Below are 24,655 nucleotides of genomic sequence, written 5' to 3'. Positions count from 1 at the left end.
AATCCTGCTAATTTTTAACGAATAAAGTAGACGCCCAATATGATGGACGTCTACTTTATTCACTATTCTACTGGATTATTTAAATGAGCTGCAACGATTACTGCATTGAAAGGTATATGGCACCATGTTGTTGGCTAGGGTTTTTGTGTGATAGCCATTGTTATTCAGATAGGTTAATAGCTTTGGCAAATGGCGGATGGTCTCTGGTTTATCATGCATCAGAACAATGGGGGCCTGGCCCGATTTGTCCCATGATTGGATATCGCGGATTGTTTTTTGAACGTAGCGCTGGTCTTTCAATGACCAATCTTCCGAATCCACAGTCCAGTCCCAAATTTTAAAGTGTTGTTCCCCCAATAAAAGTCGCATATCGATTGTTAGATACGGGATGCTTCCATATGGCAAACGGATGAGTTGAGAATGTACTGCCGCAACATTTTGTAGGATTTCTTGGGCTTTCACCATTTCGTTTAGCGGTGCACGGGCTGCGCCGTATAGTTTATTGGCGTCGTGTGACATACTGTGCAATCCTACCCCAAACCCTTCATTCACCATTCTTTTAATTACTTTAGGATGGGCCTTAATATTAGAGCCAATCATGAAGAAAGTTGCTTTAGCATGATAGCGGTCAAGTATATCAAGCAAATGGCCGGTTTCAAGAGTAGGGCCGTCATCAAAAGTCAGATAAACGGTTTTTCTCTTGTGTTCTTTTTTAAGGTGATTGATTGCTTTTTTATGTACAACTTCCTCATGTGCGGTTTCCTTTTTCCTTTCTTTTTGCGTTATTTTCCGGTTTTTATCCGAATTCTTCTTTCCAGCTTGTCCGGTTAGATTTGAAGAGGCAGTCGGCGATTTCTGGCTTTTCTTTTCTTGTGGTGTTGCGACCTGTTTTTTTAAAACCGCAAGATTATCATTATCTGCTGAGGATCCAATAGGGCCAATCAAATAAACGCCCAGCAGGATTACTGCGAGTATAACTCCAAAGCCTATGCTGACTTTCCCTTTCGCTCTCTTTTTTCCTTGTCGTTTCATCTTTCGAGCAACCTCTCTTTCTTAGTGTGTTTTGTATGATGGTTTGAACCTGATTTTTGAGCTATTATTCATTTACCTTTATTAATATGACTTACCAGCACTATGAAAAGTTTTGAGGAAAACAAAATGTTTGTATTTGGTGGTTTCTTTTAAAAAAGAGTTTAAGAAAAAATGGATTAAAGATAAAATAGAAAAGCTAGGTTATACTCTAGAAATAGAATGTGTTAAATTCATAAACAATGTAAATAGGATATACAGGATATAGATGAAAGGATTTGTATGAATATGAAAGAAAACTTTTGGCGTGACTTGCCACGACCATTCTTTGTGCTGGCTCCAATGGAAGATGTGACTGATGTTGTATTTCGCCATGTCGTGACCAAAGCAGGACGTCCGGATGTATTTTTCACCGAGTTTACAAACACGGATAGCTATTGCCACCCAGAAGGAAAGAACAGTCTGCGTGGGCGTTTGACTTTTACAGAAGACGAACAGCCAATGGTGGCGCATATTTGGGGAGACAAGCCCGAGTATTTCCGTGAAATGAGTATCGGAATGGCGAAAATGGGTTACAAAGGCGTCGATATTAATATGGGCTGTCCTGTACCTAATGTAGCCTCTAGAGGAAAGGGAAGCGGTCTTATTCTTCGACCAGATGCAGCTGCAGAAATTATCCAAGCTGCAAAAGCAGGAGGACTGCCTGTTAGTGTTAAAACAAGGCTAGGCTACTCAGATCTAAATGAGTGGGAGGACTGGCTAACGCATATATTGAAGCAGGATATTGCCAACCTTTCGATTCATTTGCGAACAAGAAAAGAAATGAGTAAAGTAGATGCCCATTGGGAGATGATTCCGGCAATCAAGGAATTACGTGACCGTATTGCACCTGACACAATGCTTACCATCAATGGAGACATTCCTGACCGACAAAAAGGTCTTGAGCTTGCTGAACAATATGGAATAGACGGCATCATGATTGGTCGCGGTATCTTTAAAAATCCGTTTGCGTTTGAAAAAGAACCAAGAGAGCATAGCAGCCAGGAGCTTCTAAATCTTTTAAGATATCAGCTAGATTTGCACGATCAATATCAAGAACTAGTGCCACGTTCCATTTCGGGACTTCATCGTTTCTTCAAGATCTATGTCAAAGGATTTCCTGGTGCTGGCGAATTGCGAAATCAATTGATGCACACGAAATCTACGGATGAAGTGCGTGCGCTGATTGATGGTTTTGAAGTAAAGAATGTTGATTAGAAAGCAATAGCCAAACCTAAAAAAGGAAAAAGATTATCTCAGCCCGTGATTGAGATAATCTTTTTTAGTTATTAACGTTGCCTAGAGAATCTATACTATATTAGGAATAAGGGGTGTTACATATGGATGAAAATGTATGGAAAGAATTTAAAGAAGCCATTGAAGAGGGACAAGAATTATCATTTGATTATAAGAATGAAGAATGGTGGATTAGTAGGGTACCTGAAGAAAAGAGTTTTCTTCTTACACGTTCGAAAGATTCTTTTACCCAAGCATTTCATTCAGCAGAAGAGTTATTCCTACATGGTTTAATTGATGGAAAGCCATTTATTGAAAGAGTAAAAGACTTATAAGAACTATGATAAAACGAATGTTTTTGAAAACTTCCTTACTAGATTAGGTAGCCCAACAGCAATCAATTCTGGGGAAAGGGATGTTACTAAATTTCACCATATATGTTCTTGACAATCCATTCAATAATGTTAAGATAATATCGAATGTTGCTAAAACTTCATATGATTTACCACTAGGGGTGCCATTAGAATGGCTGAGATCAAAGTGTGACTTTGAGACTCTTGGAACCTGATTTGGTTTATACCAACGTAGGGAAGTGGCACGGCAGAAATTTTATTTTTTGTACATATAATTTCTAATACCCACTTTCTTTGCGTAAAGGAAAGTGGGATTTTTTTATTCCATTTTCCTAACACTATTTTTGGAGGGATTATGATGAAATTTTCAGAGCAGTTACGACAAGAGGCAGATTCTATTTGGGAAGCAAGTTTTCAGCATCCTTTTGTGACAGGTATAGCTGATGGCAGCTTGCCATTAGAAAGCTTCCGCTATTACGTGTTGCAGGATTCTTATTATCTTTCTCATTTTGCCAGAGTGCAGGCATTGGCGGGAGCAAAGGCACCCGATTTGCACACAACGGCCCGCATGGCTATTCACGTACAGGGTACAGCTGAAGCAGAATTGAGTCTGCATGCTAATTTTTCAAAGCAATTAGGAATTACTGAAGCTGAAATCGCTGAGTTTAAGCCTGCTCCCACTGCCTATGCGTACACATCTCATCTATATCGAGCGGCATTTACTGGTCATATTGGTGATATTATTGCAGCGCTTCTTCCATGTTATTGGTTATACGATGAAATCGGTCAGCGTTTAAAGGGAAATACGCCAAATCAACCAATTTATCAAGAGTGGATTGCTGCATACGGTGGCGATTGGTTTCATGAAAAAGTGGTGGAGCAAATTCAGCGAATCGATGAGATTGCTGAGAGGGTAACAGAATCAGATCGCATGCAAATGCTCGAGCATTTTATGATCAGCAGCCAGTACGAATATTCATTTTGGGAGATGGCTTATCAGCATGAAGAATGGCCAATCGTGAATAAGGATTCGATGGTGAGAGGCTAATGAATCGAGAGCTACACATTGTTTCGACAGGCAGACAGCCCATTCCTGAAATGATTGGAATCGCCAAGGAAATTCATCCATACATCGACGCTTTCCATATCCGTGAAAAACAAAAAACTGCGAGAGAACTAATGGAAATCGTAAATCAATTAAAGGCTGAAGGGGTTCCTTTGGATAAAATCCTCATCAATGATCGACTGGATGTCGGAGCGGTCACTAAGGTGAAGGGGGTTCAACTAGCTAATCATAGCTTGGATATCGCAGTTGTGAAGGATGTATTTCCAGGATTGCGGCTAGGATGTTCCGTTCATACCGTAGAAGAAGCGATATATGCGAGTGAATGCGGTGCAGATTATGTGATATATGGACATATTTTCCATTCACAATCCAAGCCGGACAAAGAACCGCGAGGCCTAGAAAAATTAAAGGAATTAACTATGAACGTAAAAATTCCAGTGATTGCGATTGGCGGAATCCAATTGGAGAATGTAGAACAAGTTTTGGAAGCAGGCGCACAAGGGATTGCGGTCTTGTCAGGAGTAATGCTGGTAAACGATCCTGTACAGGCAGTGAAAAAGTATACTGCAAAATTGAGGTTAAGGGAAAGTCCTTTATCAAAATAAATTGATTAGCACACGTAAAAGGAAGTGAGTGGATGAAGCTTCAAATAAATGGCGAGCTTCTTGAAGTTCCCGCACACATAAGGGTTGCGTCAGATGTGATTCATCACTTTGGGTTAGAATCTAAGGTTTTCATTATGGAATTAAATCATAACATTTTAGACAAAAGTCGCTATTTCGAAACAGTTATATCAGATGGCGACAAAATAGAGATTGTACACTTTGTTGGAGGTGGATGAAATGTTGAAAATTGGGCCATATGAATTTCAATCAAGACTTTTATTAGGAACAGGAAAGTACCCAAACTTTGATATTCAGAAAGAAGCCGTTGAAGCTTCAGGAACGGACATCCTTACTTTTGCCGTTAGAAGAATGAATATTTTTGAGGCGAGCCAGCCGAATTTCTTGGAAAAAATAGATTTAGCGAAGTATAAACTGCTACCCAATACTGCAGGAGCCACTACGGCTGAAGAAGCGGTTCGCATCGCCAAGCTGGCAAAGGCATCTGGCTTATGTGACATGATTAAAGTCGAAGTCATCGGTTGCCCAAAAACACTGTTGCCTGACCCGTTCGAAACATATAAGGCATCTGAAGAATTATTGAAAGAAGGATTTATTGTCCTTCCTTATATCTCGGATGATGTATTGCTAGCTAAAAGATTGCAAGAATTAGGCGTCCATGCAATCATGCCTGGCGCTTCTCCAATAGGCTCTGGTCAAGGCATTATCAACCCGCTTAATTTAAGCTTTATTATTGAGCAGGCAACTGTACCTGTTATTGTAGATGCAGGTATTGGTGCGCCATCTGATGCGGCTATTGCTATGGAGGCAGGAGCGGATGGCGTCCTCTTGAATACTGCTGTTTCTGGTGCTGGTGATCCCGTGAAAATGGCGAAAGCAATGAAGCTTGCCATTGAAGCAGGTCGCTTAGGCTATGAAGCAGGTAGAATAGCGAAAAAAACCTATGCAACGGCTAGCAGTCCAACCGAAGGAATGAGTATCGGGTGAGTGAGCGTTATTCAAGGCAAGAATTATTTACGCCTATCGGCAAAGAAGGCCAGAAGAAAATCAGGCAAAAGCATGTACTTGTAATTGGTGCAGGGGCGCTCGGAACGGGAAGTGCAGAAAGTCTCGTACGTATGGGGGTTGGTAAGCTGACCATAGTTGATCGAGATTACGTAGAGTGGAGTAATCTTCAAAGGCAACAATTATACGATGAGGAAGATGCCAAGCAACGCGTACCTAAAGCTATTGCAGCTCATAAACGATTATCACAGTTAAATAGTGAAGTAGAAATCCATGGCCTTGTTCAAGATGTTTCAGCAACTGAAGCAGAGCATCTTATAAGGGATGTGGATCTTATAATGGATGCCACAGATAATTTTGACACGCGCATGATCCTAAATGATGTAGCACAAAAATATATCATTCCATGGATTTATGGTGCTTGTGTCGGAAGCTATGGCATAAGCTATTCCATTATCCCGGGGAAAACGCCTTGTTTAAATTGTTTGCTGGAGACGGTGCCGATTGGTGGATTAACGTGTGATACGGCAGGTATAATCAGTCCCGCTGTCCAAATGGTAGTGGCTTATCAAATCACTGAAGCGCTAAAGATTTTGGTTGAGGATGATTGTTCTTTAAGGAATCAGCTTATATCCTTTGATTTATGGAAGAATCAACATACTTCTATCAAGGTCGATCAGTTAAAGAAACAGAGTTGTCCATCCTGTGGCGATCATCCAACTTATCCTTACCTAGAACATCAAAGCCAATCAAAAGTAGCTGTATTGTGTGGACGCGACACGGTTCAAATTCGACCGTCTCATAGAATCACAGTGGACTTAGAAAATGTAGCAAACCTACTATCTAAGCAAGCGGACTCAGTCGTACGAAATCCATATCTTGTTTCATTTAAAATGGGCGATTTTCGTCTCGTCCTATTTAAAGACGGACGGGCGTTGATACATGGCACGAAGAATATTGAGGAAGCTAAATCATTTTATTATCGTTATTTAGGATAGCTAAGGAATATGTTTGTGGGGTATAGATGCCTAATCAACAGTTATACTAATCAAAACTGTAACAGGGAAATTCTTAAGAAAAGGGCGATAGAATGGTGGCAATATGTGAGTTATGTGGGCGAGATGGAGTGGAAGTGACCATCCATCATTTACTTCCGAAAGAGATGGGCGGTACTTTTGGTGATACTGCCAAACTCTGCATACCATGTCACAAACAAATACATGCCCTTTATACAAATAGCGAAATTGCAGCTCGATTATCCACATTATCAGAATTACGTGCAGATCCAGCGATAAGACGTTTCATCAAATGGATTCGAAAGCAGCCCTCTAGCAAGATGGTGAGGAATAAAAAGGTGAACCGGAGAAAATAGAGGAGCATGCTGTTTTGAGTAGAACAGCATGCTTTTGTTATGACTTGATGTGGTATCAAAGTTCGACATCTTCTGGATCAACCCATTCACCAGTAAGCAAATCAAGTGCATTTCCTGCATCAGGGATTTCAAAATATGAAGGAATGCCAATTTCTTTACCGTTCGCTTGGTTGAAGCATTGATAAACCCAACGACCGATTTCTACAATACAGGATTCCTCCACCCCCTCTTTTTCATAGAACTCTTCTAATGTATCTGACCACTCTTCCTCCAACCATTCATCTACTAAAAATTCATCAAGTAAATCGATAGAACCCGCGAAACCTTCATCTACCTCTTCTTCAAAAACCTCATCAAACATATCTTCTCGAGTAGATAATCTGAAGTAGAGAGTAGGTTCACCTATACTACTTTCAATAAATATAGCGTTTACCTCTTCCGCAAAACTCATCTCTACTAAACTGCCTATTTTCTCCACCAATTCATTTGTCTTTTTAGACAAATTGGAACGAATCATCTCTAAATAGTTTTCTACAATGTATGGCATATAATCACCCCTTAAACAAATATACAATTAGTATAACATTCCATTTATGGATGTAAAATGTATGATGCTAGGAATCTTTATAAACAAGTTATAATACCTTATGATTTAGTGCATTAATATACCTCTTATAGCAGTATTAATAGTGTTTTTACGGTGATTTAAATTATCTTTTCTTTTACCTTTGTCTGTTTCAAGCAGACGAAACCACCACAAGTAAGTCTTCTTTAAAATAATTGCTCACTGTGTCTCAGATCGTTATTTTCTAATAAAAAAATAGCGACAAACACTAGATTAACAGTGTTTGTCGCTGTTTGAAATATTTCCAAGCTTACATTTTAAAAGATTTAGTAGATTTGCTTTGTAAAAATTACTTACCCTTTTCCACATGCTCTCGCTTCACAAAAAGCGATAAAATAAGCCCCATGATTGAAAGGCCAAGGATAAAGATGTACGCATGTTTTGTTCCTTCTGCCATTAATTCACCTGGTGTAGCGTTTGGAAATTTCTCCATATGCAATGTTTGGCCATTTACCAATAATGTAATTGCCAACGCTGTTCCGATACCACCAGCAATTTGTTGTAATGTACTCATTACTGCGGCACCATCACCATATAATTTGCGCGGTAATTGGTTTAATCCATTTGTTTGCGCAGGCATGATAATCATGGAAATACCGATGAAAAAGATAGAATGTGCCAAAATTACTTGCCAAATTGGTGTATCTGCAGAGATCGTAAAAACAAAAAGTAAGCTTGAAATAAACGCTAAAAGATACCCAAGTGGCAAAAATTTCTTTGCACCATACTTATCAAATAGCTTTCCTACAAAAGGAGAACAAAAAGCGTTCAGTGCACTACCAGGTAAAAGAATCATCCCAGCTACTGTCGCACTAAATAGTAAAGATCCTTTTAAATACATCGGTAATAAAATGGCTGATGATAATATGAGAAGCATACCGCTGAATAGTAACAGCGCTCCTAATGTAAACATCGGGAATTTAAACACTCTCAAATTAATCATTGGCTGCTTCATTTTCATTTGACGAATACTAAATAATATAATGGACACGGCACCTACAATAAATGGTGCATATACCGAAACGGAGTTAAATGATTTTTCCGCAATATTACTTAAACTATACATTAAACCGCCAAATCCAAGTGTGGATAACAGGATAGAAAGCAAATCAATAGCAGGTTTTGTAATCTTGGATACATTATCAATCTGTTTAAGCCCGATAATAATTAAAGCTACATAAAAGATAAGACTAATCCAGAAGATATAAGCCCAATCCAACGAATCAACAATAAGACCAGCTAAAACAGGGCCAACAGCAGGTGCTGTTGTAATGACAAGTCCCATTAATCCCATCACAGCTCCACGTTTGTAGATAGGGAAAATAAGTAAAATAACATTCATCATTAATGGTAAAATAATGCCTGTTCCAAGAGCTTGCACGATACGACCAATTAGTAAAACTGTAAAACTAGGTGCTACTGCAGCTAAAATGGTTCCTACAATAGAGAAGGTTAATGAACCAACAACTAATTGTTTTGTTGTAAACCATTGAATGAGTAGGGATGAAACAGGTACGAGAATACCAATTGTTAATAGATAGCCCGTCGTAAGCCACTGGGCAGTTGCTGGTGACACACTAAAATCTGACATAATATTAGTTAGTGCCATATTCAAGGCGGTCTCACTAAAGAGTCCGATAAATGCGGCAAACATAAGTACAGAAGCCATAGCTTTAGGGCTACGTACTGGCACAACTTGAGATGAAGACATAAAATACTCCTTTCTTTCATAAAAAAATAATTAGACCGGTCTATATAATTTTACGATAAATAAAGTCCCTTTTTACTGAGACAGTAGTAAAGGGATCATCTTATTCACGTGATGTAATGGCTCACTTGATTTTTTTGTAAAACATAGCGTAACGCCCCCTTCAATTAAGGCACTAATTGTTTCACTAATCAAACAAGCACGATCTTCACTATAGCCACTCATTCTTAATTTATCGTAAAAAAGTTTTTCCCAAATTATAAAGGTTTCTTCACAGGCCTGGCGTAAATTCTCATTGACAAATACAGTTTCCATCGCGAGTAATCCGAGTGGGACGTTTTTAAATTGTGTTTTTCGTTCTATGTCTTTAAATCTTTCCGCAATAGTTCCAATATGATATTGAAATGCTTCGACTGGGTCATCGTAAGTGGCAAGATTTTCTTTAATGGCTGTTGAAATCGTCTTTGCAGATAAGTTAATCGCTTCAATCGCTAATTGCTCCTTACCATTAGGGAAATGATAATATAACGAACCTTTTGGAGCTCCACTCTCTTTAAGTATTTCACTTAACCCCGTAGCATGATAACCTTTCAAATGAAAAAGCAAGGTAGCTGCTTCTAAGATTTTCTCACGGGATGTTTCTTTACTAGACATAGATCATACCTCCATCAAATTATAACGAACGGTCTATATAATAATAAAAGTGTCGTTTGGTGTTGTCAATCTAAATTTATTACTACGTAAAAAGCAATCTAAAGGTGAACTTCTCTCACTTAACGAGTATGTGCATTGCTATTTTTATGTCAAATAGCTAATATAGAAAACCAAAAGCAGAACAGATTAACAGAACTAAAAATAACAAGGAGGAAATGTATGAGAGAAATAACTTTATCAAACGGAAAAACCGTAAAAGTTGAATGTCTAAGCTGTGCAACTGTGGACTTATTGAGCCAGATGGTGGTGTCGTAATTGAAACCGAATATTTTCATGCCCATCAAGATGTTGCATATCCAATAAAAGGATTAATCATATTAGCGTCTAAACGCCATATTAAATGCTTTGATGAATTAACTGAAGCAGAAAAATTGGATTACATAAACTTACTGACAAAAATAAGAAAAGCTCAAAGGGAAGTGTTAGGTATAGAAAATGTTTATTACTTTTACAATGAAGACACAACTCACCATTTTCATACCTGGATGGTTCCGCGGTATGAATGGATGTATCAATTTGGGCGTTCAGTAGAATCTGTCAGACCTGTGCTACTTCATGCTCGCAACAACATGAATAGCGGAGAAAATATTAAGGAAGTAATGAATGCAATTAATGCTTTGGGTAAAGAATTGAATAAATAGTATGATACAAAAAATTATCTAAAGATTGTTATCCAGGTAAGTGATAACAATCTCTTTTGATTTCTATAGAAATCCCATTCTAACCTCACTTCCATTCCGACTCTCCTCCTCATAAAACTCCATCACTTCCACCGTAAACCGTTCCAGCTTTCTATCTAGCTTTTTATACATATAGCCAAAGGGGTTGCGGATGAATTGCTTCTTGGTCTGCTGAATGGTTTCTTTGAAGGCTGTAAAGCTGATGTCTTCGAGCTGTTGTTTGCGGACTTGGTAGATTTCCCATTCCAGCAACGGTTTTAGTTGCTTGTACACGACATCTACAAACTTCTTTGTTTCTGAGGTGTTGCCAGTTGTTGATGAAAGATAATGAAAAATTCTATTACGCAGAGATGTATTTAACATCGGGTATGTGTGTTTACCGTATTGATGTTTAGGATTAGAAGAAAAAGATGGTTCCTGTTCCAGTTGCACTGCTTCTACCTTACTCTCGCAAGGGGTTTCAGCTTCTTCTTGATGTGCCACGACCAATGTGTCATCACAAGGTAAAATAGAAAAGATGTTGGCGCCTTTGATGCCATTCATCTTTTTTGTTTGGATGCGTTGGATAATTTGAAACTCTTCTAAACGTTTGAGCGTGCGGAACACAGTTCTTACAGAAATGCCTAAAGCACTTGAAATTGTTTGTGCCTTTAAGTGGCAGGCACCTGGATAATCCAATGCATGCGAAGCCATTTTATAGAGAACGGCCTTATCGGATGGGGTCAAATTGTAGTAATGCTTGCGGATGTGTTGTTCTACTTGCTCGTCCATTTCTTGTACAGTTGTAAAAGATGTATAAGGTGCTAAATATTCAAAACGTGCCATGTTTTTTCCTTCTTTCTGCTTTTATAAAGTAAATAGAAGAAAGTAGGGAAAAGGGGACATAAAATAAAAAATATTTTTGTTTACAATATAAAGAAGAATGTACAACAATTTGTTGTACATTCCTCAATTTAATGTGTGAGATGCGAATTTATTTTACATAAGATGATAATCTGAATGGGATGAGATGGTATTTGAATGAATGGGTTGACATTGTTTATACATTTTTTTAAATGTTTTGTGCAAGAGCGTTATCACGACCACGTATTTTATTAGATACTGCTTTAATTCTTACAAAATCATTTACTACGTATTGAATGTGATTAGATAATGCTTCTCCAGTAGTAACTATTTTTGTTTTCGCTAGAGCATCTTGTTTGTCGTGCTGTTTACCGCTCTTTTGTTATTGTGTATCTCACACATTAGTATTCTATGAAGTAAACGGTTTTCGATCTGTACTCATGTCCGTGATTCTTAAAATAATTTGAAGGATTGGTTTACCAATGGTACAGAAAAAAACTCGCCGATTGTGGCGAGTTTTTTTATTCAAGCATGTTATTCAATTGTATGTTTCATGGCATTGTACATATTGGCTACATGCTCATCTGACTTATCTCGTGGCATGCGGAGTCGTTCAACGGAAGAGCCGTACCCGATTTCTTGTTTGCCTTCTCGTAAGCCCTTGAAAATGCCATCTGCGAATTCATCTAATGGCTCACCATTTGTATGCAGTCCGGCACCGCCTAGATCTGTGTTGACTGCTGGGGGGGCAACTTCAATCACTTCTATACCTGTTTCGGCAAGCTGGTGACGCAAGCTCATCGTAAAGGAGTGGAATGCTGCCTTCGTAGCTGAATAGATTGGCGCGATGACCATCGGGGTAAAAGCTAACCCAGATGTAATGTTGATAAAAGTAGCTTCTTCTTTTTTAGCGAAATAGGGTACAAAAAGCATGGTCATATGGAATGGCGCTTCAATGTTGGTGGTGATTTCTTGATTGAAATAAGCCCAATCGTTCTTTGCATCTGCTTTTAATATGTTAAAGCGTTGTTGCATTCCTGCGTTGTTCACTAACACATTCACTTCGGGATAGTTTTCTGTTACCCATTCGAATAGGGAAATGCGCTCAGATTCCATGCTTACATCGCTTTGATGAATGATCAGCTCTGGGTACTTTTCTTTTGCCTGCTGAAGAACATTTTCTCTCCGTCCTGTAACGATGACTTTGTTTCCTGCTTTTAAAAATCGTTCTGCAAAAGCTAAGCCAATTCCAGAACTTCCGCCTGTGATAAGGATTGTATTTCCTGAAAGTTTCAATGTAATTCCTCTTTTCTAATAGCATGTGATTCTGATAAAAATACAGGATCCTGTACTGACGATTTTTCAGTAGCCCATGGTAGTATATCCTAATACTACCCACTTACTATAGGGATTAACATCGTTCAAAGGCTAAGAAATTTAATAAACCTCCTTTTCTTATTAACTTAGTAAGAATTAATGGCATATTCTATTGACAATGGTTCATATTATGGGTAATATTCATTTTAAGTTGAAATTTCAAAAATCAAATAATTCGATCTATCCAGAGAGGTGGAGGGACATGGCCCTTTGAAACCTCAGCAACAGGTTCTACTAATGTAGTAGAATACTGTGCTAATTCCATCAGGCATATAGCTTGGAAGATAGGAGAAGACAAACTTGTTTTGTTAAAAGTCTCTTTCCCTATCTCGGGAGGAGACTTTTTTATTTGTATAATTAGCTTTGGGAAAAGGAGTGGAGAAATGAAGTACGGATTTTGGTTGCCTATTTTTGGTGGTTGGTTGAGAAATGTAGAGGAAGAAAATATGCCGCCCACGTATGAGTATGCGAAAACAGTAATTCAATCAGCAGAAAAATGGGGATATGATACAACATTAATCGCAGAACTATATTTAAATGATATTAAAGGCACTGACCAAGATTCGTTAGAGGCATGGTCTACGGCGGCAGCTTTGGCAGCAGTAACAGAAAAAATTGAAATCATGGCAGCCGTTCGCCCCGTATTTCATAATCCTGCTGTAACTGCAAAAATGGCGGCAACTATTGATCATATTAGCAAGGGACGTTTCACATTAAATGTAGTTTCGGGCTGGTGGGCAGAAGAGGCGAAGCAATATGGCGGCGTTTTTACCGAACATGACGAGCGCTATGATAGAACGGCCGAGTTTATTGAAATATTGAAAGGCTTATGGACGGAAGATACATTTTCTTATCAGGGGAAGTTTTATCAAATAGAGCAAGCAAAGCTTTCGCCTAAACCAGTGCAATGTCCTCATCCAATTTTATATGCTGGCGGGGAAAGTGAAAAAGGTAAACAAATCATTTCATCGCTATGTGATGCCTATGTCATTCATGGTCATACAGTGGAGGAAGCGAAGGCTAAGATTTCTGATATGAAAACGCGTAGAGAAGAAGCTGGTCGTGAGCCCTTTAAAACTCTTGGAATGGCAGCCTATGTGATTTGCCGTGATACGGAAGAAGAAGCGCAAGAAGAATTAAAGCGAATTACAACGGTGAACAATCTAAGTGGATATGCAGGCTTTAAAGACTTTACATCTAAGTCAGAGCTTGAACATCAAATTCAGTTACAGGATTATTCAGTATCTAATCGCGGAATCCGACCAAATTTAGTTGGCACACCTGAGCACATTGCGAATCAAATCATAGCCTTTGAGGGAGCAGGAGTTAACTTGCTACTATTACAATGTTCTCCACAGCTAGAGGAACTGGAGCGCTTTTCGAAACAGGTTATGCCGAAAGTGGAAGAATTAAGGTCCACAATCCTAGAAAACAAAAGCAGGGGGCAGGAATATCATGTCTAAAATATACGTAATTCATGAGAATAGTGAATGGACAGAGCATCTATTTAAAAGATTAGAAGAGTTAGAACTTCCTTATGAAGATTGGAATCTTGTAAAAGGGACAGTTGATCTTACATCTACTCCACCTGAAGGGATTTTTTACAATCGCATGAGTGCTTCATCTCATACACGAGGCAACCGATTTGCTCCAGAGTTAACAAGTGCTGTTCTCTCTTGGTTGGAGCACCATGGCAGAGTAGTGATCAATGGAAGCCGTGCCCTTCAGCTAGAGGTAAGTAAGGTCTTACAGTACTTAGAACTAGAGAAGTACGGCATCAAAACACCGAAAACAATTGCTGCAGTAGGAAGAGAAGAAATTCTGAAAGCAGCGAAGGAATTTGGCACAAAGAAATTTATAACAAAGCATAACCGAGCTGGAAAAGGGCTTGGGGTACAGCTTTTTACGTCTGTAGATGCCCTGCAAAACTATATTGATGGGGATAGCTTTGAGGAACCAGTCGATGGAATTACATTGCTGCAGGAATATATCGAGTCTCCTGAGTCTTTTATTACACGTAGTGAATTTATTGGTGGAAAGTATTTTTATGCTGTTCGGGTGGACACTTCTGAAGGCTTTGAATTATGTCCTGCCGATGCATGTGCAATTGATGATCTTTTCTGCCCTGTTGGAGAAGAAAGCGCCAAACCTGCAAAATTCCAGATTAGAGAAGGCTTTGAACATCCTATTTTTGAGAAATATGAACTTCTGCTAGCAGCCAATGATATAAAAATCGCAGGTATAGAGTTTATCCAAGATAAAGAAGGCCATATTTACACATATGATATTAACACGAATACCAATTATAACAGTGAAGCGGAAGCCAACAAAGGTATTTATGGAATGCTTGAAATAGCTAAGTATTTAGGTGGAGAGCTTAAAAAATTGGAAGTGACTGTATAGGCTAGCGAGTTAATATTTGATCCGTATGATCAAATCAATTGGACAATAAAAACGGCTGAGGCCGTTTTTTTTGCCTTTTCAAAGAAAATAATCGTATTACAAGTTTTAAACGGCACTAATTTAGTCGCTTTGCGAGGACTAACGCTTTTTCTAGGGGTTTATCTGAAGTCAACGTTTTTAGAAGAAGTTAAATATAAAATTGCAAGTTTCTTAAACTGATTTTGATTATATGATGTTTTAGTATATTTTCAATGGATTTATAAACTATTGTTTGAATATCTTGCGCATGTTATGAAAATAACCGGGTTTTTTCCATAGCTGACATTGTATAATGAACGTATTATTATTCCAACTCACAGTATGACAGGGAGGAGTTGCTATGCGAAAGATAACCGAGCTACTCAAAAAACCGTGGTTTTTAGGGAGTATAGTTGTTCTGTTCGTGGGTGCAATATGCTGGAACATCCCTATTGAGAAAAGAAAGTATGGGATTTCCCAAAGCGGTTTAGTAACAGACTACACGGGCCTTCTTCCTGAACGTGTTGAAAAGGTCGTAATTGCAAAAAACCGAAATGATTTGCAAAGGATTGTAAAAAAAGCAAATAAGAACGGCCAGAAGATCTCAATTGCTGGGTTGCAGCATTCGCAAGGGGGTCATACATATTATAAAGATGGTGTTGTTCTCGACATGCGGACTTTGAACAGGATACTAGAAATTAACAAGCAGGAAAAAAAGATTCGAGTAGAAGCAGGAGCTACTTGGGAAAATGTCCAAGAGGCAATACTCCCATATGGTTTAGCCTTGAAAGTGACACAGTCTCAGTCCATTTTTACAATTGGAGGTTCCCTTTCAGTAAATGCGCATGGGCGGGATATCCGCTTCGGTCCTTTAGCAGAAACAGTCAAAGAAATGACGTTATTAACCCCAAAAGGTGAAATAAAGAAAATTACTCGGGATGATCCAGGTGAATGGATGAAGTACGTATTTGGCGGATATGGATTATTCGGTGTAATTTTAGATGTGACATTAGAATTGACGGAAGATGATCTATATACCATCCATACACAAAAGTTGAAGACTAGCGAGTATGAATCCTATTTCAATCGATTAATGAATCAAAGTAATACAGCAATGCATTATGCCCGAGTGAGTGTGGCGCCAAGCTCCTTTTTAGACGAAATGTATGTCATCGATTATAACTACACTGGTAAACAGGCGCAGAAAACTTTACTCAAAAAAGAACAAGGTGTCCGTCTATCCAAACTCGCCCTTGATTTGGGACGAAGAGGCGGTACTTTAGAGGATTTATTTTGGAAATCACAAAAAATATATATCAGTTCACTTGATGGAAAAGAGATTACGCGGAATAACGCCATGCGCTCGGAATCTACATTCATGGAATATACGAAGCCTGGTCGGGTGGAAGTGCTTCAAGAATTCTTTGTACCAGTTCAAGCCTACGAAGACTATATAAATGAGTTAAAGCAGGTTATTCCAATGAACGACAAAAAAGAGGATTTCAAAGTTCATAACATTACGGTTCGATATGCGGCGAATGACAACTTAACGTCGTTGAATTACGCCAAAGAAGATATGTTTGGTCTTGTAGTACTAATACAGCATGGATTAAAGGAAAAAGAAATAGAAAACGCCACATCGCTCATCCAGAAGTGGACAAACTTAACGCTCAAATATGGAGGGACCTATTACCTGCCTTATTACCGGTATCAAACAAAGAAACAATTTAGGAAGTCTTATCCTAAGTGGCAAAAGTTTGCTGACGAAAAGCAGAAGAGGGATCCAAATCACGTCTTCCAGAATTTGTTTTATGAACACTACGTAAAGTGAAGGAGTAGAACATGAATCATAAAAATGCAGGCGTAATCCCGCTTGTGGCAACAGTAGGACAGGCCATTATTTTTCCTTATTATATTGTTTGGCTGAAGGAAGTATCGTTGACATTCACTTTATTTGCCTGGTTCTTTGCTGCATTTTCGTTTGCGGCTGCTTGGGGGTACCAAATCTTTCAGTCGAAAAAGAATAAGGACCAGTCTTATATCATTTTGGTGTATGCAGGAATGGGCGTTGTGTACCTTCTAGTGGGCAGTATCAATCAGTGGTCTGAAAGCCTTCCTTACGCGGTAGTGCTGTTGCAAGTTTTTCTTGGTGTATTACAAGGTTACTTTCGTGCATGGCATTCTGAACAAGAAACATATCATTTACATGCTGTTCACCATTATTTAATCGTCGGGTTCATGATGATCGGTTTTACCTTTATTAAAATAATTTCTCCCGTTGTATATATTACAATTTTTGGTTTTTTGTTGTGTTTGTGCAGCTTGTGGGAGCTTATTTGTAAAAGAAAATTTCGCTTATCTAAAAAGGTTTAATCGGGTCAATCGTCTTTGCTTTAAAAGTAAATGAAATGGTTACGAATGGGGAATTGAGCTCAGATCCTGGCATAGGCGTTGTTCGCTACGCAGATGCGGGTTACGATATCTCCATCCAAACAGCGAAAGAAAAAAATGTACACATCCCGATACTGATTAAAAAGGGATAAAAACATAGCTAGATAATAAAAGGTATGCAAGAAAAAATCTGCACTGCCTTTTTTGATGAAATAAATTACCTAATGAATGAAATATATGTTTGACTATATGGTTACTATACACCTTAGGATATAAGTAAGGAGAATAATAAGTAACTAGGAAAATGGCTTGGCTATTTTAAAAGCAACAAACATTTTAGAAATTGAATGAAAAAGGAGATAGAAGAGGAAATTTTATGGTGAAATCAATGAAAGATCAAAAAATGGTTATTGTTATATTGTTAAGTAATATTTTTATAGCATTTCTCGGAGTTGGATTGATTATTCCAGTCATGCCATCATTCATGAATTATATGCATTTGTCGGGTGGTTCTATGGGGACCCTCGTAGCTGTATTTGCGGTGTCGCAATTGATTGTTTCGCCTTTTGCAGGTAGGTGGGTTGATAATCTGGGAAGAAAAGTCATGATTGTCTCAGGGTTATTTATTTTCAGTTTATCAGAGCTTATTTTTGGATTAGGTACGAACATTTTCATTTTATATATATCAAGAGCATTGGGCGGGATTAGCGCGGCATTTATTATGCCTGCTGTTACAGCATATATAGCGGATATTACAAGTCTTGAGGAAAGACCAAAAGCAATGGGCTATGTGTCGGCTGCGATTAGCACTGGATTTATTATTGGACCGGGTATCGGTGGGTTTATTGCTGATATGGGCATTCGTATGCCATTCTTCTTTGCTGCAGCGATCGCACTCCTTGCAGCCGTTTCTTCAACCTTCATATTAAAGGAACCCATATCTAAAGAAGAACGCAAAATAAATTTATCAAAGGGTAAAGAGACTACATTCTTTAAAGATTTAAAGGAATCAGTCAAGCCTATCTACTTAGTTGCATTTATTATTGTCTTCGTTTTGGCGTTTGGCTTATCTGCCTATGAAACCATTTTTAGCTTGTTCTCAGATCATAAATTTGGTTTTACAGCTAAGGATATTGCAACGATTATTACGCTTAGCTCAATTGTCGCTGTCATCGTTCAAATTATGCTATTTGGAAAACTGGTTGAGAAACTCGGAGAAAAAGGGCTGATCCAGCTTTGTTTAATCGTATGTGCTATTTTAGCCTTCGTTTCTACTATGATTTCTGGATTTATAACCGTCCTGATTGTCACTTGTATCATATTCCTAGCCTTTGATTTATTGCGTCCAGCACTAACTACATCTTTATCTAAAGCAGCGGGCAATCAACAAGGGTTTGTCGCTGGGATGAACTCGACGTATACAAGTCTAGGAAATATATTTGGCCCCGCTCTAGGTGGTTTCTTATTCGACATCAACATCAACTTTCCATATATTATTGCCGGAATATTTATGCTGATAGGCTTAGGCTTTACGTTGATATGGAAAAGCAAGAGCGGCGAAGATGTATCAAATGAGTCTCGGTTGAAAGAAGCCAATTAATAACCAAAATCAATTCGACTATACGTAGTGCCTTTGCCAATTACGAAGGTTAATATACCAAATTCCACACTCAAATAATTATTCTGTAGCCCCCAATTCGAATGGGGGCTTTTTTGTATAGTATAATTATGAAATTTTAATCCTTTTTAAGCCTAGTAGACAAAACGTTAAAATAGTCTTTCACAAATTCTCTAAATTGCTGTGCAGTCTCTGACAGATAGTTGCTTTTAGACCAAGCTAGCCCGATTGTCCGTAGACAATGTGGCTCTGTAATGCGAAGGCTATGTGGGAATTGACCAAATTGATGAAGCAAAGTCATTTCTGGAATAAAGGCAATGCCTAATCCTTGTTTCACCAAGTCACCAATGACCGTAGGATCATCACCTTCAAAGGCGATATGAGGAGTGAACCCTGCTTCGTAGCAAAACTGGTCCGTTAAATTACGAAAACCATAGCCAGTATGCATTTGTATAAAGGATTCATTTTTTGCTTCCTCTAGTTTAATCGTATCTCGATTTGAAAAAGGATGCCCAGGTGGTACGATGAGATAGACTTCTTCCGTGATCAGCGGTTCCCATACGATATCTGGGGCGTCGATAGGAATGGAAGATAGGCAATAATCGATTTTCCCTTCCACTAATTGTCCCTTTACGAAAGAGGAGGGCTGTAGAAACTGCTGGAATTTTACATTCGGATACTGAGATAAAAAGCTCTTTAGAAGATCAGGTAGAACGCGTGGAATGGTAACAGCCAGTGTAATCTTGCTTTCCTGCTGATTGGAGAGCTCTAAAATTTCCTTCCTCCCTTCATTTAACTCCAAAAATACTCTATCAACCCGTTTTAAAAACAACTTACCAAACTCATTTAATTTGATCTGACGATGTTCTCTGTTAAATAGAGGTGCACCCAAATCTTCTTCCAATCTTGATATCGTTTTACTGAGGGAGGGCTGGGCAATCTGCAGCTTTTTAGCCGCTTTTGTCATATGCTCTAACCTTGCAACAGTCTGGAAATAATGTAGCTGTAATAGTTCCAAAGATGGTAGTCCTTCCATATATAGATTTAAAGCTATCATTTGATAATTAATAATGTATTATACAACATGCATAAAAGTAATTACTATAAGTAAGGTGAAAAAAATTGAGGATGTGATAATACTTGAAGGGCTTACAATTGATTAAGCGCGATTTTATGGCAATGTGGAAGCATTCTCATGGACGTATTGCATTAATTTTTCTTCTAATTGTACCTTTAATCTATGCCGGATTCTTCTTAGCAGGATATTGGAATCCCTATGGCAAATTAGATAACTTGCCCGTAGCGGTAGTAAACAAAGATACTGGTGCTATGATGGGCAAAGAACATATCAAAGCAGGTAAAGACTTTGTAAAGGAATTAAAAGAGAACAAGGAATTGGACTTCCACTTTATGTCGGAGGAGAAGGCCAATAAGGGGCTGAAAGATGGGGATTATTATATGGTGATTACCGTTCCCGAAGATTTTTCAAAACACATTAGTACCCTAATGGACAAACATCCAGTTCCTGCACAACTTCTGTCAAAGACAAATCCAGGCGGAAATTTTGTAGCTTCGCAGATCAGTACAACTGCAATAGAAAAAATAAACGAGAAGATTTCAAACAGTATTACCAAAACATATGCAAAAGGTGTGTTTGATAAATTCCAAACACTCGGCAAAGGTTTAAAGAAAGCTGGAGACGGAGCAGATGAACTTCACACAGGCATAACGAATGCTAAAGATGCCGTTGCAAAATTGAATAATGGATTTGGCCAGCTTGACCAAGGCATGAATCAATTGTCCACAGGTAGCCATAAGCTTCTCAATGGGGAAGAGACACTTTCAGCTGGTGCAGACAACTTGGAAAAGGGTTCACTTTCATTAGCAGATGGCACCAAAAAACTGTCGGCAGGCATGAATACGCTGAAGACTGGTGAGCAGCAGGTTGCTAACGGGGCAAAACAATGGTCCTCTAGCAATGAAAAACTGCTTCAAGGACAAACAAAAGCAAATGACACGGCAAAGCTTTTGCAACAGCAAATGGATGCCTATACAAAATCGCATCCTGATGCGAAGAAGGATCCAGCATTTCTAAAGATGCAAGCAATGGCAACTGGACTTGCACAGGCAACTGGCCAGCTTGAGGTAGGACAAACTCAGCTTGCACAGGGGGCTGAAAAGATAACTGCTGGACAGGAAAATGTTCATGCAGGAATGCAAAGTTTTTCTGCTAATTTGGACAAAGCAGCATCTGGAGCGAGTGAATTAGCAGCAGGCACAACTAAATTTAGCAATGGCTTCGAAGAATGGAGCAAAGGCTATACGACATTAAATAGTGCGATCGATAAAGCGGCCGAGGGAACAAAACCGTTTAAAGAAGGCACAGCTAAACTAATGGATGGAATGGGCCAATTATCTGATGGCTCTAGTACCCTTTCCTCTAAATTGAAAGTCGCTGCTTCCAAAACAAGTGGCATCTCTAATAATGATGCGTTAACGGATATGTTTTCTGAGCCAGTAATATTGAAGGAAACAAGTCTTTCCAACGTGCCTAACTATGGATCGGGCATTGCGCCTTACTTCCTATCACTTGCTTTCTATGTGGGCGGTATTATGGCATCAAACATCCTACCGCTTGGCAGAAGAAAAGAACGAATTGTAAATGGTACGCATCATTTAATCAACAAATTGGGGCTTGTCTATACGATTGGTTTTATACAGGCAATGATTGTGGACGCCATTGTATTAGGCATCATTAAGCTAGAGGTGGCAAGTGTTCCACTGTTTATACTTTCTAGTGTAATTGTTTCCTTTACCTTTATGACATTTATTTTAATGCTGGTTACTGTATTTGGTTTAGTAGGGAAATTCCTAGCCGTGACTTTCCTTGTTTTCCAACTAGCAACCTGTGGTGGTACATTCCCAATGGAACTTGGAACGCCAATATTAAGTAAAGTAGGGCAATGGATGCCTATGGCTCATTCGCTCAAGAGTATGCAGGAGGTCATTTCTCTAGGAAATTGGCATGAACTGCAATCTCAATTACTTTACTTAGTCATTTACCTTGCTGCAGCTATTTTGATTGCATGGGTGGCAAGCCATATTCAACATCGTGAAAAACCGGCTGAGGAAGTCGTAACTTCATAAGGAAAAGGGAGGGCATATGCCTTCTCTTTTTTGTTATATTGAAACAATCGTGAGATTATATGAGAGGAGTGATGTATAGTAATTTAAGATTTAAAGTTAAATCCTATCATAACGTCAGCAATAAACAATCGACTAACTTCTCAATAAACTGATTCATCTACTCTACAAAATATTTAGTTTTGGATTATAAGTATTTATGTATATTATCTATAGAGTGAAAGCTTATAAATGAGTAAGTAATCGCCATTCTGCACTAATATAATGTTGAATTATAAAAATAAAAACGAAAAAAAGCTATAATAGAAGTGATGTACCAATTTAACGGGGGGCAGGCAATGAACAAAGAAAAACAGCTCTTAATGAATTTCAATGATGTATACAACAAAATCGTGATGCTTAATAAGCCAAAGATGGAAGAGAGCCTGAAGGGGCATAAGCCTTCTGAAGTGCATTGTATTGAATCAATTGGAAAAAACGGCAGTGCAAATGTAACGCAGCTTGCAGAATCCCTTTATATGACGAGAGGTGCCATAAGCAAATTAACGAAGAAGCTATTAGAAAAGGGCCTAATCGAAAGCTACCAAAAGCTTGATAATAAAAAAGAAATTTATTTTAGACTTACTGAATCTGGGAAAGAAATTTTTACAATACATGAAGAGTTACACAATGAATTTCGAGAGCGAGATAAAGTTGTATTTGAACAACTAACCGAGACGCAATTTGATAGCATGCTCGGTTTTTTGGAAACCTATAGCAGGCATTTGGACGAAGAAATAAAGAAACAAGACGTACCTCATCACTAAATGCTTATTCATAAATCTTATTGTAACAGTCTGATCCATCGATCAAGACTGTTTTTTTAAATTATATTTTTGTTGACTAGGAAACAAAATAATGTTATTTTTGTTTCTGTGGAAACTAAAATAATTTAAAGGGGCTTAATATATGAACAAAAACATATCACAGAAAGCAGGAATACCTAGAGAAATTCTTACAGCTGCTTGGGCAATTGCGCTTGGTGCGATTGCTCCAATGCTTGACTCTACCATGGTAAACATTGCAATTGACAAACTAACAAATGATTTTCATACAACACTTGATACTATCCAGTGGGGGATTACAGGATATATACTGGCTCTTGCAATTGCCGTTCCCGTATCTGGCTGGCTTATGAATAAATTTAACGGAAAGAAAATCTTCATCGGGGCAGTTATTGCCTTTGGTCTTATTTCTGTTTGTGCAGGGCTGAGTTGGAATATTTCCAGCTTTATCATCTTTCGATTACTGCAAGGGTTCAGTGCAGGGATTATTACAACGCTTATGTCAACATTATTGGTCAAAACAGCCGGCACAGAAAATTTAGGGAAAGTAATGGCCATCGTCAGTGCACCAATGATTTTAGGTCCAATTTTAGGTCCTGTGATTGGCGGTTTTATAGTCCAAGGAGCATCATGGCATTGGATTTTCTTTATTAATGTGTTTATCATTTTGATTTCTGTTCCGTTTATGCTAAAAACAATTCCCGATTTCGAGCCATTCAATAAAGAGAGCAAACTGGATGCATGGGGGATTGTCAATTTGTCTGTCATGAGTGCGACATTGATTTACGGTGTAACAAAAGCAGCAGCCTATGCATCATTCTCCAATGAGAAAACTATCTTTTGGATTGGGATAGGTTTTGTTTTTGGTGGAATTTATCTCTTATATAATCGAATGAATAAAAATCAAACTGTGCTTCCGCTGAATTTATTTACACATAAGAGTTTCTTAGCCTCAAGCACTGGTTTGTTTTTGGCGAATATTGCTATTATGGGACCCATGTTAATACTGCCGTTGTTTTTTCAACGAATATTGCATTTTACAGCAATGGAAGCAGCGCTTGCATTAATCCCACAAGGAGTGGGAATGCTTGTTGCGCGTCCAATAATCGGGAAAATGATTGATAGGATTGGAGCTAGAAACGTTGTTATCGTTAGTCTTGTTCTTTCTCTATTTGGAACCTTTCCGCTTCTCTCTATTACGGGTCAAACAAGCCTGGTTTGGATTTCTATTATATTATTTATTCGTGGAACTAGCGTTGGTGGAATAATGCTTCCATTAATGAGTGACGCTTATACGGGTCTCGACGATAAGGAACTTCCAGAAGCAGGCGTTGGCATCAATATGATTGAAAATATTGGTTCAAGCTTTGGTTCGGCATTAATTGCAACAGTTGTGGCAACGACCGTACAAGGTTTGCAACCAACACTCAATAATGAATTAAAAGGATATCATGCTGGTTTTTTGGTTTCCGCACTAGTCCTTATAGTCATTTTTATTCCAAGCATCTTCCTTACACATAAAAGGAAAGGATGATTAGAAAGAGCTCAGGTGGAGACACAGAAATTCATGTGCATAGTGAACTCGGA

The 24,655-nt window shown here is 38.5% G+C and carries 23 protein-coding genes, 2 pseudogenes and 2 riboswitches; of the genes and pseudogenes, 18 read left to right on the top strand and 7 right to left on the bottom strand.

What is annotated here, in order from left to right:
* Nucleotides 1-75: 75 nt before the first annotated feature.
* Nucleotides 76-1,032 carry a polysaccharide deacetylase family protein gene (locus tag F0527_RS13385; RefSeq protein WP_150285239.1) on the bottom strand — a complete coding sequence of 319 codons (957 nt, stop codon included), beginning with the start codon at nucleotides 1,030-1,032 and terminating at the stop codon, nucleotides 76-78.
* 285 nt (nucleotides 1,033-1,317) lie between these two features.
* Here F0527_RS13385 and F0527_RS13380 point away from each other — a divergent pair, with 285 nt between their 5' ends.
* From F0527_RS13380 to F0527_RS13345, 8 genes are all read left to right on the top strand, one after another.
* The gene (locus F0527_RS13380; RefSeq protein ID WP_150285238.1) at nucleotides 1,318-2,286 is read left to right on the top strand and encodes a tRNA dihydrouridine synthase; all 969 of its coding nucleotides are present in this window, start codon (nucleotides 1,318-1,320) and stop codon (nucleotides 2,284-2,286) included.
* A 122-nt stretch (nucleotides 2,287-2,408) separates the two neighbouring features.
* Entirely contained in the window at nucleotides 2,409-2,639 is a 231-nt protein-coding gene (locus F0527_RS13375) for a hypothetical protein (RefSeq protein ID WP_147197758.1), read from the top strand.
* A 165-nt stretch (nucleotides 2,640-2,804) separates the two neighbouring features.
* Nucleotides 2,805-2,912, top strand: a riboswitch (TPP riboswitch).
* A gap of 103 nt (nucleotides 2,913-3,015) precedes the next feature.
* Nucleotides 3,016-3,705 carry a thiaminase II gene (gene tenA / locus F0527_RS13370; RefSeq protein WP_150285237.1) on the top strand — a complete coding sequence of 230 codons (690 nt, stop codon included), beginning with the start codon at nucleotides 3,016-3,018 and terminating at the stop codon, nucleotides 3,703-3,705.
* Nucleotides 3,705-4,328, top strand: a complete 624-nt coding sequence (gene tenI / locus F0527_RS13365) for a thiazole tautomerase TenI (protein ID WP_150285236.1) — start codon at nucleotides 3,705-3,707, stop codon at nucleotides 4,326-4,328. Before tenA ends, tenI begins: the two co-directional genes overlap by 1 nt.
* Nucleotides 4,329-4,360: 32 nt before the next feature.
* Entirely contained in the window at nucleotides 4,361-4,564 is a 204-nt protein-coding gene (gene thiS / locus F0527_RS13360) for a sulfur carrier protein ThiS (RefSeq protein ID WP_150285235.1), read from the top strand.
* Nucleotide 4,565: 1 nt separating this feature from the next.
* Complete coding sequence (locus F0527_RS13355; RefSeq protein WP_150285234.1) at nucleotides 4,566-5,333, top strand: thiazole synthase; 768 nt, start codon at nucleotides 4,566-4,568, stop codon at nucleotides 5,331-5,333.
* A complete protein-coding gene (locus F0527_RS13350) occupies nucleotides 5,330-6,349 on the top strand; it encodes a thiazole biosynthesis adenylyltransferase ThiF (RefSeq protein WP_150285233.1) in 1,020 nt (339 codons plus the stop codon). The genes F0527_RS13355 and F0527_RS13350 overlap by 4 nt, the downstream gene beginning before the upstream one ends.
* Before the next feature lie 92 nt (nucleotides 6,350-6,441).
* Nucleotides 6,442-6,723, top strand: coding sequence for an HNH endonuclease (locus F0527_RS13345; protein WP_147197769.1), 282 nt, complete (start codon nucleotides 6,442-6,444; stop codon nucleotides 6,721-6,723).
* 55 nt (nucleotides 6,724-6,778) lie between these two features.
* On the opposite strand, the gene F0527_RS13340 is transcribed toward F0527_RS13345, so the two are convergent.
* From F0527_RS13340 to F0527_RS13330, 3 genes are all read right to left on the bottom strand, one after another.
* On the bottom strand, nucleotides 6,779-7,270 hold the full coding sequence (locus F0527_RS13340) for a hypothetical protein (RefSeq protein ID WP_150285232.1): 492 nt from the start codon (nucleotides 7,268-7,270) through the stop codon (nucleotides 6,779-6,781).
* A 367-nt stretch (nucleotides 7,271-7,637) separates the two neighbouring features.
* Nucleotides 7,638-9,059, bottom strand: a complete 1,422-nt coding sequence (locus tag F0527_RS13335; protein WP_150285231.1) for an MDR family MFS transporter — start codon at nucleotides 9,057-9,059, stop codon at nucleotides 7,638-7,640.
* 72 nt (nucleotides 9,060-9,131) lie between these two features.
* The gene (locus F0527_RS13330; protein WP_150285230.1) at nucleotides 9,132-9,710 is read right to left on the bottom strand and encodes a TetR/AcrR family transcriptional regulator; all 579 of its coding nucleotides are present in this window, start codon (nucleotides 9,708-9,710) and stop codon (nucleotides 9,132-9,134) included.
* 219 nt (nucleotides 9,711-9,929) lie between these two features.
* On the opposite strand from F0527_RS13330, the pseudogene F0527_RS13325 reads away from it, so the two are divergent.
* Nucleotides 9,930-10,411: pseudogene (locus F0527_RS13325) on the top strand (HIT family protein).
* Nucleotides 10,412-10,474: 63 nt separating this feature from the next.
* Here the strand turns inward: F0527_RS13325 and F0527_RS13320 are convergent.
* Nucleotides 10,475-11,275, bottom strand: a complete 801-nt coding sequence (locus tag F0527_RS13320) for a helix-turn-helix domain-containing protein (RefSeq protein WP_150285229.1) — start codon at nucleotides 11,273-11,275, stop codon at nucleotides 10,475-10,477.
* Between the two features lie 552 nt (nucleotides 11,276-11,827).
* Nucleotides 11,828-12,589: an SDR family oxidoreductase gene (locus F0527_RS13315; RefSeq protein ID WP_150285228.1), complete on the bottom strand. Its 762-nt coding sequence runs from the start codon at nucleotides 12,587-12,589 to the stop codon at nucleotides 11,828-11,830.
* Between the two features lie 258 nt (nucleotides 12,590-12,847).
* A riboswitch (SAM riboswitch) is annotated at nucleotides 12,848-12,961 on the top strand.
* Nucleotides 12,962-13,053: 92 nt separating this feature from the next.
* Here F0527_RS13315 and F0527_RS13310 point away from each other — a divergent pair.
* The 6 genes and pseudogenes from F0527_RS13310 (at nucleotide 13,054) to F0527_RS13290 (ending at nucleotide 19,082) form a co-directional block, all read left to right on the top strand.
* Nucleotides 13,054-14,133: an LLM class flavin-dependent oxidoreductase gene (locus F0527_RS13310; RefSeq protein ID WP_150285227.1), complete on the top strand. Its 1,080-nt coding sequence runs from the start codon at nucleotides 13,054-13,056 to the stop codon at nucleotides 14,131-14,133.
* Nucleotides 14,126-15,073, top strand: coding sequence for an ATP-grasp domain-containing protein (locus F0527_RS13305; RefSeq protein WP_150285226.1), 948 nt, complete (start codon nucleotides 14,126-14,128; stop codon nucleotides 15,071-15,073). The genes F0527_RS13310 and F0527_RS13305 overlap by 8 nt, the downstream gene beginning before the upstream one ends.
* Nucleotides 15,074-15,452: 379 nt before the next feature.
* Nucleotides 15,453-16,922 carry an FAD-binding oxidoreductase gene (locus tag F0527_RS13300; RefSeq protein ID WP_223823609.1) on the top strand — a complete coding sequence of 490 codons (1,470 nt, stop codon included), beginning with the start codon at nucleotides 15,453-15,455 and terminating at the stop codon, nucleotides 16,920-16,922.
* 11 nt (nucleotides 16,923-16,933) lie between these two features.
* Nucleotides 16,934-17,464, top strand: a complete 531-nt coding sequence (locus tag F0527_RS13295; protein ID WP_150285225.1) for a hypothetical protein — start codon at nucleotides 16,934-16,936, stop codon at nucleotides 17,462-17,464.
* Between the two features lie 53 nt (nucleotides 17,465-17,517).
* Nucleotides 17,518-17,634 (top strand): annotated as a pseudogene (locus F0527_RS17270) (hypothetical protein); the annotation flags it as partial.
* A gap of 224 nt (nucleotides 17,635-17,858) precedes the next feature.
* A complete protein-coding gene (locus tag F0527_RS13290; protein WP_150285224.1) occupies nucleotides 17,859-19,082 on the top strand; it encodes an MFS transporter in 1,224 nt (407 codons plus the stop codon).
* 136 nt (nucleotides 19,083-19,218) lie between these two features.
* On the opposite strand, the gene F0527_RS13285 is transcribed toward F0527_RS13290, so the two are convergent.
* Nucleotides 19,219-20,118, bottom strand: coding sequence for a LysR family transcriptional regulator (locus F0527_RS13285; protein ID WP_150285223.1), 900 nt, complete (start codon nucleotides 20,116-20,118; stop codon nucleotides 19,219-19,221).
* Nucleotides 20,119-20,240: 122 nt separating this feature from the next.
* Here F0527_RS13285 and F0527_RS13280 point away from each other — a divergent pair, with 122 nt between their 5' ends.
* The 3 genes from F0527_RS13280 to F0527_RS13270 all read left to right on the top strand — a co-directional run bounded on the left by F0527_RS13280 (nucleotide 20,241) and on the right by F0527_RS13270 (nucleotide 24,602).
* Nucleotides 20,241-22,247: a YhgE/Pip domain-containing protein gene (locus tag F0527_RS13280; protein WP_150285222.1), complete on the top strand. Its 2,007-nt coding sequence runs from the start codon at nucleotides 20,241-20,243 to the stop codon at nucleotides 22,245-22,247.
* A 335-nt stretch (nucleotides 22,248-22,582) separates the two neighbouring features.
* Entirely contained in the window at nucleotides 22,583-23,050 is a 468-nt protein-coding gene (locus F0527_RS13275) for a MarR family transcriptional regulator (protein WP_150285221.1), read from the top strand.
* A 142-nt stretch (nucleotides 23,051-23,192) separates the two neighbouring features.
* Nucleotides 23,193-24,602, top strand: coding sequence for an MDR family MFS transporter (locus F0527_RS13270; RefSeq protein WP_150285220.1), 1,410 nt, complete (start codon nucleotides 23,193-23,195; stop codon nucleotides 24,600-24,602).
* Nucleotides 24,603-24,655: the final 53 nt, after the last annotated feature.

It is taken from the genome of Rummeliibacillus sp. TYF-LIM-RU47 (genome assembly GCF_008638315.1).
Lineage (GTDB): Bacteria > Bacillota > Bacilli > Bacillales_A > Planococcaceae > Rummeliibacillus > Rummeliibacillus stabekisii.
This window is presented reverse-complemented; position numbering and strand designations above follow the sequence as displayed.

Excerpts from the sequence above, each read along its gene's own strand:
- tenI (WP_150285236.1), top strand. The coding sequence starts at position 3,705 with ATGAATCGAGAGCTACACATTGTTTCGACAGGCAGACAGCCCATTCCT.
- F0527_RS13270 (WP_150285220.1), top strand. The coding sequence starts at position 23,193 with ATGAACAAAAACATATCACAGAAAGCAGGAATACCTAGAGAAATTCTT.
- F0527_RS13375 (WP_147197758.1), top strand. The coding sequence starts at position 2,409 with ATGGATGAAAATGTATGGAAAGAATTTAAAGAAGCCATTGAAGAGGGA.
- F0527_RS13290 (WP_150285224.1), top strand. The coding sequence starts at position 17,859 with ATGGTGAAATCAATGAAAGATCAAAAAATGGTTATTGTTATATTGTTA.
- F0527_RS13340 (WP_150285232.1), bottom strand. The coding sequence starts at position 7,270 with ATGCCATACATTGTAGAAAACTATTTAGAGATGATTCGTTCCAATTTG.
- F0527_RS13300 (WP_223823609.1), top strand. The coding sequence starts at position 15,453 with ATGCGAAAGATAACCGAGCTACTCAAAAAACCGTGGTTTTTAGGGAGT.
- F0527_RS13385 (WP_150285239.1), bottom strand. The coding sequence starts at position 1,032 with ATGAAACGACAAGGAAAAAAGAGAGCGAAAGGGAAAGTCAGCATAGGC.
- thiS (WP_150285235.1), top strand. The coding sequence starts at position 4,361 with ATGAAGCTTCAAATAAATGGCGAGCTTCTTGAAGTTCCCGCACACATA.
- F0527_RS13330 (WP_150285230.1), bottom strand. The coding sequence starts at position 9,710 with ATGTCTAGTAAAGAAACATCCCGTGAGAAAATCTTAGAAGCAGCTACC.
- F0527_RS13305 (WP_150285226.1), top strand. The coding sequence starts at position 14,126 with ATGTCTAAAATATACGTAATTCATGAGAATAGTGAATGGACAGAGCAT.
- F0527_RS13355 (WP_150285234.1), top strand. The coding sequence starts at position 4,566 with ATGTTGAAAATTGGGCCATATGAATTTCAATCAAGACTTTTATTAGGA.
- F0527_RS13295 (WP_150285225.1), top strand. The coding sequence starts at position 16,934 with ATGAATCATAAAAATGCAGGCGTAATCCCGCTTGTGGCAACAGTAGGA.
- F0527_RS13275 (WP_150285221.1), top strand. The coding sequence starts at position 22,583 with ATGAACAAAGAAAAACAGCTCTTAATGAATTTCAATGATGTATACAAC.
- tenA (WP_150285237.1), top strand. The coding sequence starts at position 3,016 with ATGAAATTTTCAGAGCAGTTACGACAAGAGGCAGATTCTATTTGGGAA.
- F0527_RS13320 (WP_150285229.1), bottom strand. The coding sequence starts at position 11,275 with ATGGCACGTTTTGAATATTTAGCACCTTATACATCTTTTACAACTGTA.
- F0527_RS13345 (WP_147197769.1), top strand. The coding sequence starts at position 6,442 with ATGGTGGCAATATGTGAGTTATGTGGGCGAGATGGAGTGGAAGTGACC.
- F0527_RS13310 (WP_150285227.1), top strand. The coding sequence starts at position 13,054 with ATGAAGTACGGATTTTGGTTGCCTATTTTTGGTGGTTGGTTGAGAAAT.
- F0527_RS13335 (WP_150285231.1), bottom strand. The coding sequence starts at position 9,059 with ATGTCTTCATCTCAAGTTGTGCCAGTACGTAGCCCTAAAGCTATGGCT.
- F0527_RS13380 (WP_150285238.1), top strand. The coding sequence starts at position 1,318 with ATGAAAGAAAACTTTTGGCGTGACTTGCCACGACCATTCTTTGTGCTG.